17 protein-coding genes are annotated in these 18795 nt (G+C 63.4%); 5 read left to right on the top strand and 12 right to left on the bottom strand.

Annotated features, from left to right (window positions below):
• The first annotated feature begins 22 nt into the window (after positions 1 to 22).
• Both RHP72_RS17825 and RHP72_RS17830 read left to right on the top strand, forming a co-directional pair.
• Entirely contained in the window at positions 23 to 484 is a 462-nt protein-coding gene (locus tag RHP72_RS17825) for a MarR family winged helix-turn-helix transcriptional regulator (RefSeq protein WP_030536603.1), read from the top strand.
• A complete protein-coding gene (locus RHP72_RS17830; RefSeq protein ID WP_054781575.1) occupies positions 481 to 1461 on the top strand; it encodes a zinc-binding alcohol dehydrogenase family protein in 981 nt (326 codons plus the stop codon). The genes RHP72_RS17825 and RHP72_RS17830 overlap by 4 nt, the downstream gene beginning before the upstream one ends.
• A gap of 9 nt (positions 1462 to 1470) precedes the next feature.
• Here the strand turns inward: RHP72_RS17830 and RHP72_RS17835 are convergent, their stop codons facing one another.
• From RHP72_RS17835 to kdpF, 6 genes are read right to left on the bottom strand one after another with little or no spacing between them, the layout of a single operon-like run.
• Positions 1471 to 2151, bottom strand: coding sequence for a response regulator (locus tag RHP72_RS17835; RefSeq protein ID WP_003944545.1), 681 nt, complete (start codon positions 2149 to 2151; stop codon positions 1471 to 1473).
• A complete protein-coding gene (locus RHP72_RS17840) occupies positions 2148 to 4688 on the bottom strand; it encodes a sensor histidine kinase KdpD (RefSeq protein ID WP_058039501.1) in 2541 nt (846 codons plus the stop codon). The genes RHP72_RS17835 and RHP72_RS17840 overlap by 4 nt, the downstream gene beginning before the upstream one ends.
• A 7-nt stretch (positions 4689 to 4695) precedes the next feature.
• Positions 4696 to 5346 (bottom strand): potassium-transporting ATPase subunit C, encoded by a 651-nt coding sequence (locus RHP72_RS17845; RefSeq protein ID WP_007731080.1) that lies wholly within the window; start codon positions 5344 to 5346, stop codon positions 4696 to 4698.
• Positions 5347 to 5352: 6 nt separating this feature from the next.
• Positions 5353 to 7458 (bottom strand): potassium-transporting ATPase subunit KdpB, encoded by a 2106-nt coding sequence (gene kdpB, locus RHP72_RS17850; protein ID WP_311093649.1) that lies wholly within the window; start codon positions 7456 to 7458, stop codon positions 5353 to 5355.
• A complete protein-coding gene (gene kdpA, locus RHP72_RS17855) occupies positions 7455 to 9140 on the bottom strand; it encodes a potassium-transporting ATPase subunit KdpA (RefSeq protein ID WP_166502425.1) in 1686 nt (561 codons plus the stop codon). Before kdpA ends, kdpB begins: the two co-directional genes overlap by 4 nt.
• Positions 9140 to 9238, bottom strand: a complete 99-nt coding sequence (gene kdpF / locus RHP72_RS17860; RefSeq protein WP_007731078.1) for a K(+)-transporting ATPase subunit F — start codon at positions 9236 to 9238, stop codon at positions 9140 to 9142. The genes kdpA and kdpF overlap by 1 nt, the downstream gene beginning before the upstream one ends.
• Positions 9239 to 9567: 329 nt before the next feature.
• Between kdpF and RHP72_RS17865 the strand changes: the two genes are divergently transcribed.
• A complete protein-coding gene (locus tag RHP72_RS17865) occupies positions 9568 to 10986 on the top strand; it encodes an amidase (RefSeq protein WP_311093650.1) in 1419 nt (472 codons plus the stop codon).
• 4 nt (positions 10987 to 10990) lie between these two features.
• A complete protein-coding gene (locus RHP72_RS17870) occupies positions 10991 to 11542 on the top strand; it encodes a TetR/AcrR family transcriptional regulator (protein WP_030536607.1) in 552 nt (183 codons plus the stop codon).
• Here the strand turns inward: RHP72_RS17870 and era are convergent.
• From era to RHP72_RS17895, 5 genes are all read right to left on the bottom strand, one after another.
• The gene (era, locus tag RHP72_RS17875; RefSeq protein WP_003944451.1) at positions 11539 to 12456 is read right to left on the bottom strand and encodes a GTPase Era; all 918 of its coding nucleotides are present in this window, start codon (positions 12454 to 12456) and stop codon (positions 11539 to 11541) included. The two genes, RHP72_RS17870 and era, sit on opposite strands and share 4 nt — an antisense overlap.
• A gap of 24 nt (positions 12457 to 12480) precedes the next feature.
• Positions 12481 to 13785, bottom strand: a complete 1305-nt coding sequence (locus RHP72_RS17880; RefSeq protein ID WP_003944509.1) for a hemolysin family protein — start codon at positions 13783 to 13785, stop codon at positions 12481 to 12483.
• Positions 13786 to 13806: 21 nt separating this feature from the next.
• On the bottom strand, positions 13807 to 14349 hold the full coding sequence (gene ybeY / locus RHP72_RS17885) for an rRNA maturation RNase YbeY (protein ID WP_003944525.1): 543 nt from the start codon (positions 14347 to 14349) through the stop codon (positions 13807 to 13809).
• A 48-nt stretch (positions 14350 to 14397) separates the two neighbouring features.
• Complete coding sequence (locus RHP72_RS17890) at positions 14398 to 15486, bottom strand: PhoH family protein (RefSeq protein WP_003944580.1); 1089 nt, start codon at positions 15484 to 15486, stop codon at positions 14398 to 14400.
• 112 nt (positions 15487 to 15598) lie between these two features.
• Positions 15599 to 16294 (bottom strand): TetR/AcrR family transcriptional regulator, encoded by a 696-nt coding sequence (locus tag RHP72_RS17895; RefSeq protein ID WP_007731067.1) that lies wholly within the window; start codon positions 16292 to 16294, stop codon positions 15599 to 15601.
• 128 nt (positions 16295 to 16422) lie between these two features.
• Between RHP72_RS17895 and RHP72_RS17900 the strand changes: the two genes are divergently transcribed.
• Entirely contained in the window at positions 16423 to 18027 is a 1605-nt protein-coding gene (locus tag RHP72_RS17900; RefSeq protein ID WP_007731066.1) for an MFS transporter, read from the top strand.
• On the opposite strand, the gene RHP72_RS17905 is transcribed toward RHP72_RS17900, so the two are convergent.
• Complete coding sequence (locus tag RHP72_RS17905; protein WP_050654648.1) at positions 18019 to 18795, bottom strand: S9 family peptidase; 777 nt, start codon at positions 18793 to 18795, stop codon at positions 18019 to 18021. The two genes, RHP72_RS17900 and RHP72_RS17905, sit on opposite strands and share 9 nt — an antisense overlap.

The following is an 18795-nucleotide window of genomic DNA, read 5'->3' on the forward strand; positions in this document are numbered from 1 at the left end:
CATATCGGTTCGGAGTCTGCTCTTGACCAGATCAGCCCTGAGCAGGCACTTCGACAACCTCGTCCGCTTCGAAACCGAACTGTGGACGGCCGTCGACCAGCGACTCCGAATCGAGCACGACCTGCCACTGAGTCGATTCGAGCCGATGCAGATCATCGACAGGCTCGGCTCCTGTCGGGTCTTCGACATCGCCGAGGCCCTCGCGATCACCGTCGGTGGCACGAGCAAGCTGGTGGATCGAATCGAAGCGGCTGGACACTGCCGTCGAAAATCCAATCCCACCGACAAACGATCCTCACTCATCGAGTTGACTCCCGAGGGCAATGAGCTGTTGCGGCGGGCGAAGGCAACGTTCGACGACGAATTGGAGCGCCGTCTCGGTTCCGTGCTGACGCCCGACGCTCTCGATCGATTCGGCGCCACACTGGCCACGCTGCGTGAAGCCAATCGAAACCTGACACCGACCACGAAGGAAAAAGCATGACCGACACAATGCGCGCAATCGTGCTCGACGCCCCCGGCCCGCCAGAAGCATTGACTATCAAAGTGATTCCGATACCCGTGCCGATTGCGGGCTGGGTACTGGTCCGGGTGAAGGCTTTCGGCCTCAATCGATCCGAACTTCACACCCGCCTCGGCCTCGCCGAAGGCGTGACATTCCCGAGGGTGCTGGGCATCGAGGCCGTCGGCGAAGTGGTGAACTGCCCCGGCGGGGAGCTCACCGAAGGCCGGCAAGTCGCCGCCATGATGGGTGGGATGGGGAGGACGTTCGACGGCGGTTATGCCGAGTACACGTGCGTTCCCGTCAGTCAGGTCGTTCCCTTCTCGAGCGAACTGGACTGGTCGACAGTGGGAGCTGTTCCCGAGATGCTGCAGACGTCCTACGGCTCGCTGACGGTAGGACTGGACGCGAAATCCGGTCAATCCCTGTTGATCCGGGGAGGAACCTCCTCGGTCGGCATGGCAACCGCAGTCCTGGCGAAGCAGTGGGGACTCACTGTCCTTGCGACCACCCGAGATGCGAACAAAGCGTCGTCGTTGACCGCGATCGGGGTTGACCACGTTATCGTCGACGACGGTGCTGTGGCCGGCCAGGTTCGAGACATCCTCCCGGGCGGTGTTGATCTGGCCCTCGAATTGGTCGGAACACCAACACTTCCCGACACGTTGCGCGCGACCCGCGTCCACGGCACCGTGTGTTTCACGGGAATGCTGTCCAACGAGTGGACAGTCAAAGACTTTTATCCGATCGACTACATTCCACGCGGAGTGCGATTGACCTCGTACGGTGGGGACGCGTCCGACCTGCCTGCCGGCGTACTGCAAGACTTCCTCTCCGCTGTGGCGTCAGGCGAGGCGGTGGCACCGATCGACGAGGTGTTCGCGTTCGAGGACATCGCGCGAGCACATGCCAAGATGGAAGCCGGTACGGCACGTGGCAAATTGGTAGTTGTGCTCTGACCTGGCTTCTCACACCACGAATCGATAACCCATTCCTGCCTCGGTGATCAGATGCTTGGGGTTCGCCGGGTCATCCTCGAGCTTCCGACGAAGTTGAGCCAGGTAGACACGCAGATAGTGGGTCTCGGTGTCGTACGCCGGTCCCCACACTTCCCGAAGCAACTCCTTCTGCCCGACCAGCTTTCCGCGGTTGCGCACAAGCATCTCGAGCATGCCCCACTCGGTCGGAGTCAGGTGCACCTGTTCACCGCGCCGACTCACTGTTTTCGCAGCCAAGTCCACCGTGAAGGACGCGGTCTCGACCGACGGTTCCGAAGTGTCCGCCGCGGAGGTTCCCCGCCTCGCCGCAGCGCGCACGCGGGCCAGAAACTCGTCCATCCCGAAGGGTTTGGTGACGTAGTCGTCCGCACCGGCGTCGAGAGCCTCGACCTTGTCCGCGGAATCCGTGCGCGCCGACAGCACGATGACCGGCGCCGTGCACCAGCCACGCAGGCCGGCAAGCACTTCGGTGCCGTCCATGTCGGGCAGTCCGAGATCGAGTACCACGACGTCCGGTGGACGCTCGGCAGCAGCCCGCAAGGCACCGGCGCCCGTCGACGCGGTCACCACCTCGTACCCGCGCACCGAAAGATTGATACGCAGAGCTCGCAGAATCTGCGGTTCGTCGTCCACTACCAGGATTCGACTCATGATCCATTCCCATTCGTACCGGCCGCAGCCAACTCCACGATCATCGTCAATCCCCCACCAGGTGTGTCTGTGGCGCTGACCGTTCCGCCCATCGCATCGACAAACCCGCGCACCACGGAAAGTCCGAGGCCCACTCCGCCGGTGTTGTCGCGATCTCCCATCCGTTGGAACGGCTGGAACATCGTTTCGGCCTCACCTCGCGGAACACCTGGGCCCGTATCGGCAACACTGATCACCACACGATCACCGAGTTGCGCCGCCCCGACGCGCACCGGGGTTTCTCCCCCGTAGCGCAGAGCGTTGTCGACGATGTTCGCAATCACCCGCTCGAGCAGACCTTGATCTGCTTGCACTGCAACGGTACCCACGTCGACGACTACACTTCGAGCCCGCGAATCCGAGCGTCCACCGATGCCGAGGCCCAGCAACGCGCGGTGAACCACCTCGTCCAGATACACCGGCCGCAGCGTGGGTTTCACCACCCCGGCGGCAAGTCGGGACGAGTCGAGCAAGTTCCCGACCAGCGCCGTCAACTGATCCGCCGACTCCTCGATGGTTGCCAACAATTCAGCGGTGTCTTCGGGCGAGAACTCGATGTCGTCGCTGCGCAGACTCGACACCGCCGCCTTCACTCCGGCGAGAGGCGTTCGCAGGTCATGGCTTACCGCTGACAGCAGGGCTCGACGCAGTTGATCAGCCTCGGTGAGCGCGGCAGCCTTGCTCGCCTCGACTGTCAGTTTCTCCTGGCGGATCATCCCAACTGCTTGGTGAGCGACCACCGTCAGCACTCGTCGGTCCCGCGCGCTCAGGTCGGGCCCAGCCAACAACAGCGCGTATTCCCCGTCGTTGACCTCACAGACCGTATCCGCTTCGTCGTCCGTGGTCGGCGGCTGCGTACCGACGGCAGCGATGACTCCGTCGTCGTGATGAATGACGGAAACCCCTCGCTGGCGATAGATTTCGAGTGCCTTCGCCAGAAGTGTCGACAGATCCGCTCCGCGGAGAACTGATCCCGCGAACAGTGTGAGCAGTTCGGCTTCCTCGGATGCGCGCTTCGCCTCGCGGGCGCGCTTTGCTGCGGCGTCGACCAGAACGGCAACTGCCACAGCCACGATCAACAGCACGACAGTAGTGATGAAGTTGTCAGGTTCGGCGATGGTGAAGCTGTACCGCGGATCGGTGAAGAAGTAATTGAGCAGCAGTCCCGAGATCAGTGCCGACAATATCGCCGGGCCGACGCCGCCGAGGAGGGCAACCAGAACGACCACGACGAAGAACAGCGCGTTCTCGCCGTTGACCCCGGAGATTCGGTCGACGAGACCCATGATCGCGGCCGCGAGCGAAGGCACGACGATCGCCGCAATCCACGACAGGACCCGGCGCTCCGAGCGCCCCAGCACCGAAATGCGTCGTCGCGCCGTCGCTTCCTCGTGCGTGACCATGTGAACGTCGATACCACCGGACTGCTGAACCACCGCAGCGCCGATCCCCTCGTCGAGGATGCGAGCCAGGCGGGAACGCCGCGACGTTCCCAGCACCAACTGTGTGGCGTTCTCCTCACGCGCGAACTCGAGGAGCGTCGACGGTACGTCGTCACCGACAACAGTGTGAAGCGTGGCGCCGACTCCGACAGCCAACGCGCGCACCTTGCCCATCTCGGGGGCTGAGACACCGGTGAGTCCGTCACCGCGTACGACGTGGACCACCATCAGCTCGGCGCTCGACTTCGACGCGATTCGAGATGCGCGTCGTACCAGGGTTTCCGACTCCGGTCCCCCGGTCACGGCAACGACGACACGCTCGCGCGCCTCCCAGGTATCGGTGATCTTGTTCTCGGCCCGGTATTTCGCCAGTGCGGCGTCCACCTGATCGGCCACCCACAGCAGTGCCAGTTCGCGTAGCGCCGTGAGGTTTCCGCGTCTGAAGTAATTGCCCAAGGCCGCATCGACCCGTTCCGGTGAATACACGTTTCCGTGAGAAAGTCTGCGGCGCAGCGCCTCCGGGGTGATGTCGACCAGCTCGACCTGCGCCGCACTACGTACTACCGCGTCCGGAACCGTCTCCTGCTGAACCACGCCGGTGATGTGCGCGACAACGTCGTTGAGGCTTTCGAGGTGTTGCACGTTGACCGTGGACAGAACGTCGATCCCGGCTTCGAGCAGTTCCTGTACGTCCTGCCAGCGCTTGTGATTCTTGCTCCCTGGCGTGTTGGTATGTGCCAACTCGTCCACCAGGACAAGGGCCGGACGCCGAGCCAACACGGCCTCGACGTCCAGTTCCGGCATCCGTGTTCCGCGATAATCCACCAGCTTGGGCGGCACTATTTCGAGGTCTCCGATCTGCGCCGCGGTGCGGGCGCGGCCGTGTGTCTCCACGACGGCCGCGACCACGTCACAGCCACGATCTCGACGCCGATGAGCCTCACCGAGCATCGCGAAGGTCTTTCCGACGCCAGGCGCAGCGCCGAGGTAGATACGCAATTCACCACGTTTGCGTGCCCTACCGAAAGATTGACCGACCTTCTCCGAAGAACTCACGTGACAATCATCCACCAGTCGTCGGTGCAGCACACGTAGGTGCCGTCAATCCGAGTGCCAGGTTCAATTCCAGTACGTTGACTCGCTCGGCTCCGAGAAATCCGAGTTGCCGACCGTCGGTGTGCTCGGCCACCAAGTCCCGCACCTGGTCTTCCGAGATGCCGTTGTTGGCCGCCACCCTCGCGACCTGCAGTTCGGCGTACGCCGGACTGATGTGGGGATCGATACCCGAGCCCGAACCGGTGACTGCGTCGACGGGAACCGATGCCGGGTCGACACCCTCACGTGCCGCGATGGCTGCCCGGCGCTCGATGACGAATCCGGCCAGAATCTCGCTGCTCGGCCCCTGGTTGGACGGCAGTGCCGCAGCGGGATCACCGGTGGCAAACGGATCCTCGTCCGAAACGGATCCGACAACACGATTGTGGAAGAACGGGTCCTGCTGCCCTTCGGCGACCTGCGGATCGACACCCACCCAGGCACTGCCGACCACGCAACCGGCGGCATCGGTGACCGGTGAGCCTTCGGCAGATCCGGAGCTGATCCGGCTGACACCCCACACCGCGGCGGGATAGACCACACCGAGAACGACGGTGAGCGCGAGCAATACGAGCAAACCCGCCCACACCTGTTTGGCAAAACCGATAGTGAAACGCATGTCAGGTCACCCAATTCCAGGAATCAAACGTACGACGAGATCGATCAACCAGATACCGACGAACGGTGTGATCACACCGCCGAGACCGTAGACGAGCAAGTTACGTCCGAGCAACTGCGATGCCGTCGACGGTCGGTATCGAACACCCTTGAGTGCCAACGGAATCAAACCGATGATCACCAAGGCGTTGAAGATCACGGCCGAGACGATCGCCGATTCGGGGGTGGCGAGACGCATGATGTTCAACGCGTCCAGCTGCGGGTAGATGCCGCTGAACAAGGCCGGCAGGATTGCGAAATACTTCGCCAGGTCGTTCGCCAACGAGAATGTGGTCAACGCGCCGCGGGTGATCAGCAATTGCTTGCCGATTTCCACCACCTCGATCAGCTTGGTGGGATCGGAGTCGAGATCGACCATGTTCCCGGCCTCTTTGGCTGCCGAGGTTCCCGTGTTCATCGCGACCCCGACATCGGCCTGGGCAAGGGCGGGAGCATCATTGGTCCCGTCACCGGTCATCGCGACGAGACGTCCGCCTTCCTGTTCCTTCCGGATCAGGGCCAGTTTGTCTTCCGGGGTGGCCTCCGCCATGAAGTCGTCGACGCCCGCCTCGTCGGCAATCGCCTTCGCAGTCAACGGATTGTCGCCGGTGATCATGATCGTGCGAATACCCATCGCCCGGAGTTCGGCGAACCTGTCAGCCATTCCCGGCTTTACGACGTCGGACAACGCGATCACGCCGAGGATCGAGGTACTCTCACCATGCTTGACGGCAACTACCAGCGGCGTTCCGCCCGCTTGGGCGATGTCGTTCACGGTGTCGGTCACCGCGCTCTCCGCGTGTCCACCGCCACTGACGACCCAGTTCATCACCGCATCTGCTGCACCCTTTCGGATTTGGCGTCCGGAATGGTCGAGTCCGCTCATCCGGGTTTGTGCCGTGAACGGAACGAACTCTGCGCGTTCCTCGTCCAGCGTCGGCTCGGCAGCGAGACCGAAATCCGCTGCGCACAGCTCGACGATGCTCCGTCCCTCGGGAGTTCCGTCGGCCAGGCTCGACAAGCGAGCTGCCGCAGCAAGATCGTCGGCGGATACACCGGGCGCCGGATGGAGTGCGGTGGCCCGGCGGTTACCGAAAGTGATGGTTCCGGTCTTGTCCATCAACAGGGTGTCGATGTCGCCCGCAGCTTCCACCGCGCGTCCCGACATCGCGAGAACGTTGCGCTGGACGAGGCGGTCCATGCCCGCGATACCGATCGCCGAGAGCAGCGCTCCGATGGTCGTCGGGATCAGGCAGACGAGAAGTGCGATCAGCTTGATCGGATCCTGCTCGTGCCCCGCGTACAAGCCCATCGGGCCGATGGCTACGACGGCGAGGAGGAAGATGACGGTCAACGACGCGAGCAGGATGTTGAGCGCAATCTCGTTGGGTGTCTTCTGACGTGAAGCACCCTCGACGAGCGCGATCATCCGGTCCACGAACGAACTGCCCGGTGCTGCGGTGATTTCCACGACGATGCGGTCCGAGAGAACCGTCGTACCACCGGTGACGGCGCACCGGTCACCACCGGATTCACGGACCACCGGCGCGGATTCACCGGTGATCGCCGATTCGTCTACGGAGGCAATACCTTCGACCACGTCGCCGTCGCCGGGGATGACCTCGCCGGCAACCACTATCACCCGATCGCCGACCACCAGTTCGGTGCCGGAAACCGATTCGATCGCACCGCTCATCGTGATCCGATGTGCTGTGGTGTCCTGCTTCACCTTTCGCAGGCTCGCCGCCTGCGCCTTGCCGCGCCCTTCGGCCACGGATTCGGCGAGGTTCGCGAAGATCACCGTGAACCAGAGCCACAGGGTGATCACCCAGGAGAACACCGAGGGATCGGCGATCGCCATGACAGTGGTGATGACGGAACCGACGAACACCACGAACATGACCGGGTTGCGGGCGAGGTGGCGTGGGTCGAGTTTGCGCACGGCCCCCGGCAACGCGGTGATCATCTGCCGCGGGTTGAAAATGCCTGCGTGTACTTGACGGGACTGCCCTGGATCAGCCTTGTCGGCGGCGTCTTGCGCTACCACGGGTTTCTCACTGATACGCACGGTCATTGAAGAGCCTCCGCTAGCGGGCCCAGCGCGAGGGCCGGGAAGAATGTAAGTGCAGCAACAAGAACGACGGTGCCGGTCAACAAACCGGTGAACATCGGTCCGGACGTCGGGAGGGTGCCGGCCGTCGGCGCCACCTTCTTCTGCGAGGCAAGAGCACCGGCCAAAGCGAGAACGAAGATGATCGGCAGGAATCGGCCGAGAAGCATGCAGATTCCGAGAGACGACTGGAACCAGTCGCTGGTGACCGTCAGACCGCCGAAGGCGCTGCCGTTGTTGTTGGAGGCGGAGGCGAAGGCGTAAAGCACCTCACTGAACCCGTGGATCGATCCCGGCGTGCCCGGATCTCCCCCATTGCCTTGATAACCGGTGGTCGAACCGAGGATGACGGTGATGGCGGTACCGATCAAGACCAGCGCGGGCATGACCAGAATCGACAGCGCCGCAAGGGTGATCTCGCGTCGACCCAACTTCTTGCCGAGATATTCGGGCGTGCGACCGACCAGCAGTCCGCCGACGAACACTGCGATCAATGCCAGCACAAGAATCCCGTAGAGGCCGGTTCCGACTCCACCTGGCGCAATTTCGCCGAGCAACATGTTGAGCAGGACCGCGCCGCCGCCGAGGGGTGACATGCTGTCGTGGGCCGAGTTCACCGCGCCCGTCGACGTTCCCGTGGTCGCCACCGCGAACAACGCCGATCCGGGGATTCCGAAGCGAACTTCCTTGCCCTCCATCATCGAACCAGCTGCTGTGGCGGCAACACCGCGTGCGCCGGATTCGGCAGCGAGCGTGACTGCGAGCAGCCCGCTCCACAGGATTCCCATCACTGCCAGCAAGGTGAGGCCTTGCCTACGATCCCCGACGAGAGTTCCGAACGTTCGGGTGAGGCAGACCGGAATCAACAGGATCGCCAGGATCTCGACGACATTGCTCAACGGGGTGGGGTTCTCGAACGGGTGCGCCGAGTTGGCAGCCAAGATCCCGCCACCGTTGGTGCCGAGTTCCTTGATCGCTTCCTGGGACGCGACGGGGGCCAGTGCATTGGTCACCGCATTGCCGTCGAGGCCGGTGGAGGCGAAACCGCTGTGGAACGACTGGATCACACCCTGGCTCAACAGGATCAGGGCGATCACGAAGGCGAACGGGAGGAGGATGCGCAGAGAACCACGCGTCAGATCGACCCAGAAGTTGCCGATCTCGCCGCCCCTGGCCACCCGAATGAAGCCGCGAACCAATGCGATGGCCACCGCCATGCCGACCGCTGCCGAGACGAAGTTCTGCACCGCCAGACCGACGGGCTGAACGAAGTTGCTCATCGTCGTTTCCGGCGTGTACGACTGCCAGTTGGTGTTCGCCACAAACGAAATCGCGGTGTTGAACGCTACGGCGGGACTGACCCCGGACAGACCGTCACTGAGCGGCAGTACTCCCTGAATCCGTTGCAGGAAGTACAGGAACAATGCGCTGGCCAGCGAGAATCCGAGAACGCTTGCGGCGTAGCCGTACCACGTCTGCTCGGCCCTGGAGTCGATCCGACCGACGCGGTAGATCACACTCTCGACCCGAAGATCTCGCGTCGACGAGTAAACACGCGCCATGTAGTCGCCCACCGGGACGTAGGCGATTGCCAGAACGACGAGGACAAAAGCGATCTGCAGGCCGGCTGCAAGAGCGGGCGACATCAGAACCTCTCAGGATCTACGAGTGCAACGAGCAGGTAAATGACCAATGCCGCGGCGACGGCGATCAGAACCACGCTGACCACACCGGCAACCGTCATTTGGGAGCGCTCGCCTGTAGGGCGCGCAGTACCAGCGCGCACACGAGAAAACCGCCGAGAATCAGAGCAACGTAGGCCAGATCGGCCATGAGCTTCCCTCTTCGAAATCTTTTGCCGTGCTGCTGTGCATCGCAGCCATGACGCGCGGTCGCCCTCGACCGGATGCGCTCTCTCAGCTTCGACCTCCGGAAAGGCCGATTCCGCGTCTCTGACGATCCGCTTACGCACTGACCTGGCGTCTTGACGCGATCTTGACGCGAAACCGAAGTTCACTAATACTGAAACAAGTTACTGTTCGTTCGAACGAACAGTTTTGCGAAGGGAACCTGATGACTTCTCGAACCGACCACGATCTCGCCCCCGGTCTTGTCGACCAGGTTGCGAGTCTGGCCTCGGGCGCCACCTCGTCCGTCGCGGCCACGGAGGCAACGCTGAGCCGGATCGAGGCCACTCAGCCTCACCTCAATGCGTTCAAGATCGTGCGGCGAGAGAAGGCACTCGAGGAAGCTGCCGAGGCCGACAGACGTCTCGCACGCGGCGAGCGTCTGCCGCTGCTCGGTGTGCCGATCGCAGTGAAGGACGACGTCGACATCACTGGCGAACCCACGGCCTTCGGTTGCCCTGGCGATTTCCCGGCCAAGACCGAGGACTCGGAGATGATTCGACGCCTTCGCGACGCCGGCGCAGTGATCGTGGGCAAGACTAACAGCCCGGAATTGGGCCAGTGGCCCCTCACGAGCGGTTCAGCCTTCGGTTACACGCGCAATCCGTGGTCGCGTCACCACACTCCAGGCGGATCGTCGGGCGGCACCGCCGCGGCCGTCGCCGCCGGATTGGTCAGCGCCGGAATCGGTTCCGACGGTGCCGGTTCCATCCGAATCCCTGCGGCCTGGACCAACCTCGTCGGAATCAAACCGCAGCGCGGGCGCATCTCCACCTGGCCCGACGCCGAAGCGTTCTACGGCCTGACGGTCAACGGCCCGCTCGCTCGCACCGTCGCCGACGCGGCACTGCTGCTCGACGTCGCTGCCGGCAACCATGACGGCGATCTCCACAAGCCGACACCGGTAACGGTCAGCGACGCGGTGGGACGCGACCCCGGAAAACTGAAAATCGCGCTTTCCCTTCGCAATCCGTTCACCGCCACTCCCGTGAAGCTGGACCCGGAAGTGCGCCTGGCCGTGCATTCGATCGCCGACACGCTGCGGGAACTCGGACACCACGTCGTCGTCGACGATCCCGCATACGGCCTGATCTTCGGCCTGAACTTTCTGCCCCGCTCACTCGTCGGGGTCCACGACTGGCTCGGACGCGTTCCCGACCCGAAACTGGTCGATACCAGAACACGCGGAAATGCCCAGAACGGCAAGCTACTTCGCGGCGCACCTCTGCGCGCGGCCCGCGCGGCCGAGCCGCGGATGCGAAAGCGGATCGGAGCGATCTTCGACACCTACGACGTCGTCCTGGCACCCACGACGGCAACTCCACCGATCATGGCGACCGCGATCGACGGCATCGGTGGCTGGGACACCGACAAGGTCATGACCGGCGCCTGCCCCTACGCGTGGCCGTGGAACGTCCTCGGCTGGCCCTCGGTCAACGTGCCGGCCGGATTCAGCAACACCGGCCTTCCCATCGGTGCGCAGTTGATGGGCAACGAGAACACCGAACCTCTGTTGGTCTCCCTCGCTTCACAATTGGAATCGGTCCTGCGTTGGGATCAGATCCGACCCGAGCCGTGGTGGTGACCCGATGAGTAACCGGGACGTCCGCGAGCGAATACTCGACGCCGTTCTGCACGTCGTCGGTACCGACGGCATCCCGGGTGTGAGCAACCGGCGCATCGCCGCGCAGGCCGGCGTCTCACTCGGATCGATCACGTATCACTTCGCCAGCCAGTCGGACATGCTCCGCGCTGCTCTGTCTCGTTTCGTGACCGACGAGACGACGCGCCTGCGCGCCTTGGCCGAGGAGTACCGCGACAAAGGTCTGAGCGTCGAGGACGCCGCGGCAATAGCCGAAAAGGTGACGCGAGATCTTTCGTTCTCGGCCGAGCGGATCGCGCCGTTCGAGATGTACATCGCCGCCGGGCGCGACCACGAACTCCACGAAGTCGCCGTCGAATGCTTCGCCGCCTACGACGATTTGACCGTCACGATTCTGACGGCACTCGGTGTACCTGATCCGGAGTCGATTGCATCGACGCTCGTCGCCGTCATCACCGGGCTCCAACTCCGACGCCTGGCCACCGGCGTCGACGAGCAGGACATCGGCGCGGCGATCCTCAGGGTCCTCCGGCCCTAGAAGCCCAGCCGGCCGAGCTGCTTCGGGTCGCGCTGCCAGTCCTTGGCGACCTTGACGTGCAGCTCCAGGAAGATCCGCACACCGAGCAGCTTCTCGATCTGCAGGCGCGCACTGGTACCGACTTCCCGCAGACGCGCCCCGCCCTTACCGATGACGATGCCCTTCTGACTGGGCCGCTCGACGTAGAGCAACGCATGCACGTCGAGCATCTCGCCCTGCTTCTCGGTGCGACCCTCACGCGGGATGACCTCCTCGATCACCACAGCCAGAGAGTGCGGCAATTCTTCGCCGAGCCCCTCGAGCGCAGCCTCACGGATCAGTTCGGCCATGAGCACCTCTTCGGGCTCGTCCGTCAATTCGCCGTCCGGGTAGAAGGCCGGGCCCTCGTCCATCAGACCGGCGAGGACGTCGACCAGGATCTCGACCTGTTCACCCGACTTCGCGGACACCGGAACGACCTCGGATTCGGGGCCGAGCAGGGTGGACAGCGCGAGCAACTGCTTTCCGACGGCGTCGCGGCTGACCTTGTCGATCTTGGTCACGATGCCGACAAGCTTGGTCTTGGGCGCCATCTGACGGACCTGCTGCACGATCCAGCGGTCTCCGGGCCCGATGGCCTCGTCGGCCGGGATGCACAGGCAGATGACGTCGACCTCGGAGTACGTGTCGCGAACCAGGTCATTGAGGCGCTGCCCGAGCAAAGTGCGGGGCTTGTGCAGTCCAGGGGTGTCGACCAGGATCAGCTGCGCATGCTCGCGGTGAACGATGCCGCGAATCGTGTGGCGCGTCGTCTGCGGGCGCGAGGACGTGATCGCGATCTTGCTGCCGACCAACGCGTTGGTCAGCGTGGACTTGCCCGTATTGGGTCGACCCACGAAACACACGAAGCCTGACCGGAATTCGTTCTTGCTCATAACTGCTCCTCGCTGAACTCTCGCTCAGTCATCGGTGTCTTCTGTCTCTTCGTCTTCGGACGGCGGGATGCGCTGCACGAACACCGTGCTGATGCGTACCCGGCCTCGGCCCGTATTGGTTCCCTCGCCGCGCAGGATCAAACCGTCGTACTCCACTTCGGAACCGGGAAGTGGCACTCGGCCGAGTACGTATCCGATCAGCCCGCCGACGGTCTCCACCTCGTCGAGTTCGAGTTCGAGATCGAACAATTCACCGAGGTCTTCGATGGGAAGTCTCGCGGATACGCGGAACATTCCGTCTCCGAGATCCTCGATGGGCGGCGTCTCGTCCTCGTCGTACTCGTCGGCGATCTCACCGACGATCTCTTCGATGACGTCCTCGATCGTGACGAGCCCGGCGATTCCGCCGTACTCGTCGACGAGTATCGCCATGTGGTTGCGGTCGCGCTGCATCTCGGCCAGCAAGCTGTCGAGCGGCTTCGAGTCGGGAACGAAGACGGCGGGCCGCATGACGTCGCAGACGTTGACGTTCCGGCCGCCGTCGGGCAGGTGGTAGGTCTGCTTGACCAGATCCTTGAGGTAGACGACACCGAGCACGTCGTCGACGTTCTCCCCGATGACCGGCAGGCGCGAGTGACCACTGCGGACGGCCAACGACGTTGCCTGCCCGGCATTCTTGTCGTTCTCGATCCACACCATGTCGGTGCGCGGCACCATCACCTCGCGCGCCGACGTGTCTCCCAGTTCGAAGACGGACTGGATCATTCGGCGTTCTTCGTCGGCCACGACGCCGCGTTCCTGCGCCATGTCCACGAGTTCACGCAACTCGATTTCCGACGCGAACGGGCCGTTGCGGAAGCCCTTACCCGGGGTCAATGCGTTACCCACGAGGATCAGGACGCGACTGATCGGCCCGAGCAGAACCCCGATCCACAGCAGTGGCAGCGACGCGGCCATCGCGATGGAGTACGCATGTTGGCGCCCAAGCGTTCTCGGTCCGACGCCGATGACCACGTACGAGACGAGAACCATGATCACCGCGGTGACGGTCAGTGCCCAGCCCAGCGAGAGGACGTCGATCAGGCCGCCCACGAGTACGACGGTGGCCGTGATCTCGCACAAAATGCGAAGCAGGACCATCAGATTCACGTATCGCGGACGATCGGTCAGGATGCGTTGCACTCGCGCGGCGCCGGCTCGCTCTTCCTTTGCCATCTCGTCGATCCGCGCCGACGAAATGGTGTTGAGCGCCGAGTCGACGGCCGCGAACACACCACCGACCGGGACAAGAGCAATCGCCAGAACAAAGAGCGCTATGGCGCTACTCACTACAGAACCCCCGGATAACTGTTATCGGTCCACTCCGTCGACGAAACCGGTCTTACCGAGCAGCTTCTGATCGCGTTCGGCCAGTGCTGCTTCGCGGTCGATACGGCGAAGGTCTTCGTACCACTCTTCGAGGAGGCTGTTCTGCAAGCCGAACATCTCCTTCTCCTCTTCCGGCTCCGCATGGTCGTAGCCGAGAAGGTGCAACACACCGTGGACGGTCAGGAGGGCAAGTTCGTGAGCCAGTGAATGCCCGGCCTTGTCAGCCTGATCCGCGGCAAAAGACGGACACAGCACGATGTCGCCGAGCATCGACGGCCCCGGCTCGGGGGAATCGGGACGGCCACCCGGCTCGAGTTCATCCATCGGGAACGACATGACGTCGGTCGGACCCGGCAGGTCCATCCAGCGAACGTGCAGATCCGCCATCGTCGCGGAGTCGACGAGAACCATCGACAGCTCGGCCGCCGGATGGACATCCATCCGAGCGATCACGAAACGGGCAACGCTGATCAACTCCGGTTCGGAGATGTCCATGCCCGATTCGTTCGAGACCTCGATGCTCATGTGCGACGCTCTTTCCTGGGAAAAGTAGGGGTTGATGCGTCGCTCAGCCTACCGTCGCGGTGAATGAGCATGTGCAGCGCGGCGCTGCGCCCGGTTTCCGACCGCCAACTCGCCGGACCGATCCGATTCGTGACGCTCGTAAGCGTCGACGATGTGAGAGACCAGCCGATGACGTACGACGTCGCTGCTGTCGAGAGTGGCGAAATGAATATCGTCGATCCCGGTGAGGATTTCGGATGCCGCGCGCAGACCCGAACGGGCCCCGCCCGGCAGATCGACCTGGGTCACGTCTCCGGTGACCACGATCTTGGAACCGAACCCGAGGCGGGTCAGGAACATCTTCATCTGCTCGGCCGTGGTGTTCTGCGCTTCGTCCAAGATGATGAAGGCGTCGTTGAGCGTCCGGCCACGCATGTAGGCGAGCGGAGCGACCTCGATGACTCCGGCCTGCATCAACTTCGGAATCGCCTCGGGATCCATCATGTCGTGCAATGCGTCGTGCAGCGGGCGGAGATACGGATCGATCTTCTCGTGCAGCGTGCCGGGCAGAAAGCCCAGTCGCTCCCCGGCCTCGACTGCCGGCCTGGTCAAGATGATCCGAGAGACCTGCTTGGCCTGCAACGCCTGAACGGCCTTGGCCATGGCGAGGTAGGTCTTGCCGGTACCGGCCGGGCCGACTCCGAACACGATGGTGTTCTCGTCGATGGCGTCGACGTAGCGTTTCTGGTTGAGGGTCTTCGGCCGAATCGTCTTGCCCCGACGCGAAAGAATGTCGAGGGAGAGCACCTCGGCCGGAGACTCGCCGACCTCGTTGGTGAGCATGCCGATGGTTCGTCGAACAGCGTCCGGGGCAATGGGCTGCCCTCGACCGGCCAGCGACGCCAATTCACTGAACACACGTTCTGCCAGCGCCACGTCTGCAGCCGTCCCCGACAAGGAGATGGTTCCGCCACGTACATGAATGTCGGCACGAAGCTCACGTTCGATCGCGGTGAGATTCTCGTCCGTCGCCCCCAGGATTTGACGCACGGTCTCCGGCGCCAGATCCATACTCGAACGGACGGTGCGCTCTGCGGGCAGAGCGCGCTCGGTGATGGTGGTTACACGGTTCCCGTCGAGTTCACTGTGTTCACTCACGTGGTGAATATGGCCTGCTTTCTGGTCCGATCAGCCCACTCGACTCGTGAGCCTCGATACTTCGAAGTCTAGCGCCAGAGTCGGACACGGCCCACTTGTTAATCGTCCCGGCCTAATCCTCGCGGCGACCGGACGGCAGCGATTCGCGGATCCATTCCGACGCTTCGGCGACGATCTCGGAGCTTCTGTCCGGACTGATACCCGCGATGACCAGGCACACGGCGGCAAAGGATTCGCCCGAGTCCGTGATCAGCCCACTGTTGGCCTGATCGAACAAAGTGATCGTGATCGCCTCGGTCATCGCTACCAGAGTCTCGGCCGGCAGGTATTTCGAGAAGGTTCCGTCACGCTGACCGCGCTCGACGACGCTGATACTCACGGCGCGCGCGGGCTCCATCAGATCGAGAATCCGCTGCTCCCCCAACTCTTTGCGAGCAAAGCTGAGCAGCATCCGGAAGCGATCACCGACCGGCCATGACAGCAATGCCAGTACGGCAGTCGCCAGATCCGGGCGCTCGGGCGGCTCGCCGGCTTGGCTCAGCGCAGCTACGAGATCGGTCGACGCCTCGTCCACGATGCCGTTGATCAGCGCCTCTCGGCTGTCGAAATGCGCGTACACGGTTCGCCTGACCACACCGGCGGCCTTTGCGACGTCGTCCATGCTCGCATCCGGATCAGCAGCGAACGCCGTGATCGCCGCCTCGATGATGCGATTGCGATTGGCCGCGGCCTGACTACGACGCTGCCGTCCGCCCGATTCGGCAGTTCCCGAAACGACTGTGCCCGAATGCGTCAATGCGCGTTCCACCTCTTTCGACTGCCCAACTGTGATCTAGGTCAATCATAGTTGCACATCGGTGTGCAAGTTATTAACTTACACATCAGTGTGCAAATAGATCGAGGAGTGTCTTCGATCATCAGGAACGGAGTCGCGTCATGACGACACTCATGAGCAAACCTGTCTCGGAGATGGACCAGCCGTACTCACGGCGGTGGGCCGCGCTCGGGGTGTTGTGCCTGAGTCTGCTGATCGTCGTGATGGCGAATACCGCGCTGATCGTCGCGGCGCCGGACATGACCAGAGACCTCGGCCTCACCAGCACGCAACTTCAATGGGTCATCGACGGCTACACCGTTCCCTACGCCGCATTGATGCTGCTGTTCGGCGTGATCGGTGACAAGTACAGTCGCCGCGGCGCACTTCTCGCCGGACTCGCCGTGTTCGCCGGCGGCGCCGTCTTCGGCAGCATCGCGGACACCACCAACGCCGTCATCGCGGCACGAATGATCATGGGCGTCGGCGCCGCGATCATCATGCCCGCGACGCTTTCGCTTCTGGTCGCTACCTTTCCCAAAGCGGAGCGATCACGCGCCATCGCGGCGTGGGCGGCGACATCGGGTCTCGCGATTGCACTCGGTCCGCTGTTGGCCGGATGGATTCTCGACAGTCATTCCTGGAGCATCACTTTCCTGATCAACGTCCCGATCGCCGCAGTCGCTGCCGTCGCCGCCGTAATTCTGGTGCCGCCGAGCAAGGCCGAGCACCTGGGCCGGATCGACTGGATCGGCGGCGCACTCTCGGTGGTCACCATTGGCTCGCTCGTGTACTCGATCATCAACGGATTCCACTTCGGGTGGACCGGCGGACCCATCGGTGCCGCCGTACTCGCTGCGATCGGCCTCGTCTCGTTCGTCGTCTGGGAACTGCGTCACCCGCAGCCACTGCTCGACGTCCGTAAGCTCGGCCAGCGCATGGTCGGCGGCGCGACGCTCGCCGTACTTCTGCTGTTCCTGGCCGCCTTCGGCGCCATCTACTTCATCTCACAGCAGTTCCAGTTCATCCTCGGCTACGGCGCACTCGAAACCGGTGTTCGTCTGCTGCCCTTGGCAATTGCCGTCTCGATCGGCGCCGTTGTCAGTGGGCGGATCACTCCGCTGATCGGCGTCCGGGCATCCATCGTCGGCGGCATGGTGGTCGCCGCGATCGGCGTTCTGATTCTCACGCAGGTCGACGGCGATTCGGGCTACTGGATGTTCGCAGTCCCACTGATCCTGCTCGGCCTGGGCATCGGTCTCAGCGAACCGCCGGCCACCGACGCCATCATGGACAACTTCTCCGAGGACGATCTCGGTGCTGCGGGTGGCCTCAACGACACCGCCATCGAACTCGGCGGCTCGCTGGGTATCGCGATCCTCGGCTCGATCCTCGCTGCGAGCTACAAGGATTCGATTGCCGGATTCATCAATGGAATGCAGGTTCCGCAGTTGACGGGCGAACTTGCACAACAGGCTGCGTACGCGATGGAGGTGTCGGGCGAATCCGTCGGCGGCGCTTCGTTGGTCGCCGAAGAGATGGCAGGCAACCCGTTGGCTGCAGCTCAGGCAGGGCCGCTGCTCGACGCCGCAGGCAGTGCCTACGCCGACGCGATTTCGGCGGCCAGTTGGGCGGGCGGTCTTGCACTGTTCGTGGGGGCAGTTGTCGTGGCGTTCATCCTGCCGGGCAAGAAGGCCCCTGTGGAAGTGGACCCCGCGTCAGTCTGACGTGCTCGGAGCCAGCGGGTCTTCGGCGAGAACCAACTCGCGGGAGACCCGCCACGACTCGGTCGAGGGTGAGAGAAATGCGTCGTGTCCTTCGCCCTCGATCACACGCAGTGACACGGGATCACCAGCCGCTTCCGCGGCTTTCGCGTACCGGGAGCTCACCTTGGCCGGCACCTGCAGGTCCTCCGCACCCGTAACGCACACAACGGGGACGCCGATCGGCAATCGATGCTGCGGCGACGCACTGCGATACAGATCCGGGTCCGCGTCGAACGGAACGCCGAACAGATCCTCGATGAAGCTGATCCGTCGTCCACGCTCGCCTGCCGACGCCAGATCGAGTGCGGCCGCCTGGGCGATGACCCGTTCAGGCCGGGTGAACGTGTCCTTCTCCCCCGCCAGCCACACTGCAAGATGTCCTCCGGCCGAATGCCCGAGCAAGCGAATCTGATTCAGATCCAATTCGGCCGAGGACTTCGCGGCAACCAGTCCGGGGATTTCGTCGTATGCCGTTTTCACGTCGGCGGACATCTCCGGCCAACCACCGCCCGCCCCGAGACGGCGGTATTCGATGTTCCACACCGCGACGCCGTGCCGCGCGAGTTCGACAGCAAATGCGGTGCCCAGAGTCAATCCGTACTGCCCGCTCCAGAAGCCGCCGTGGATCTGCATGACGACCGGGATCGGGCCGTCAACGACTCCGTCGGGAACGTAGAGATGCCCGAACTGCTGCTCGTGTCGGCCGTACGGAATCTTGAATCGAGGCAC

This window comes from Rhodococcus sp. SG20037 (assembly GCF_031763325.1).
GTDB lineage: Bacteria > Actinomycetota > Actinomycetes > Mycobacteriales > Mycobacteriaceae > Rhodococcus_F > Rhodococcus_F qingshengii.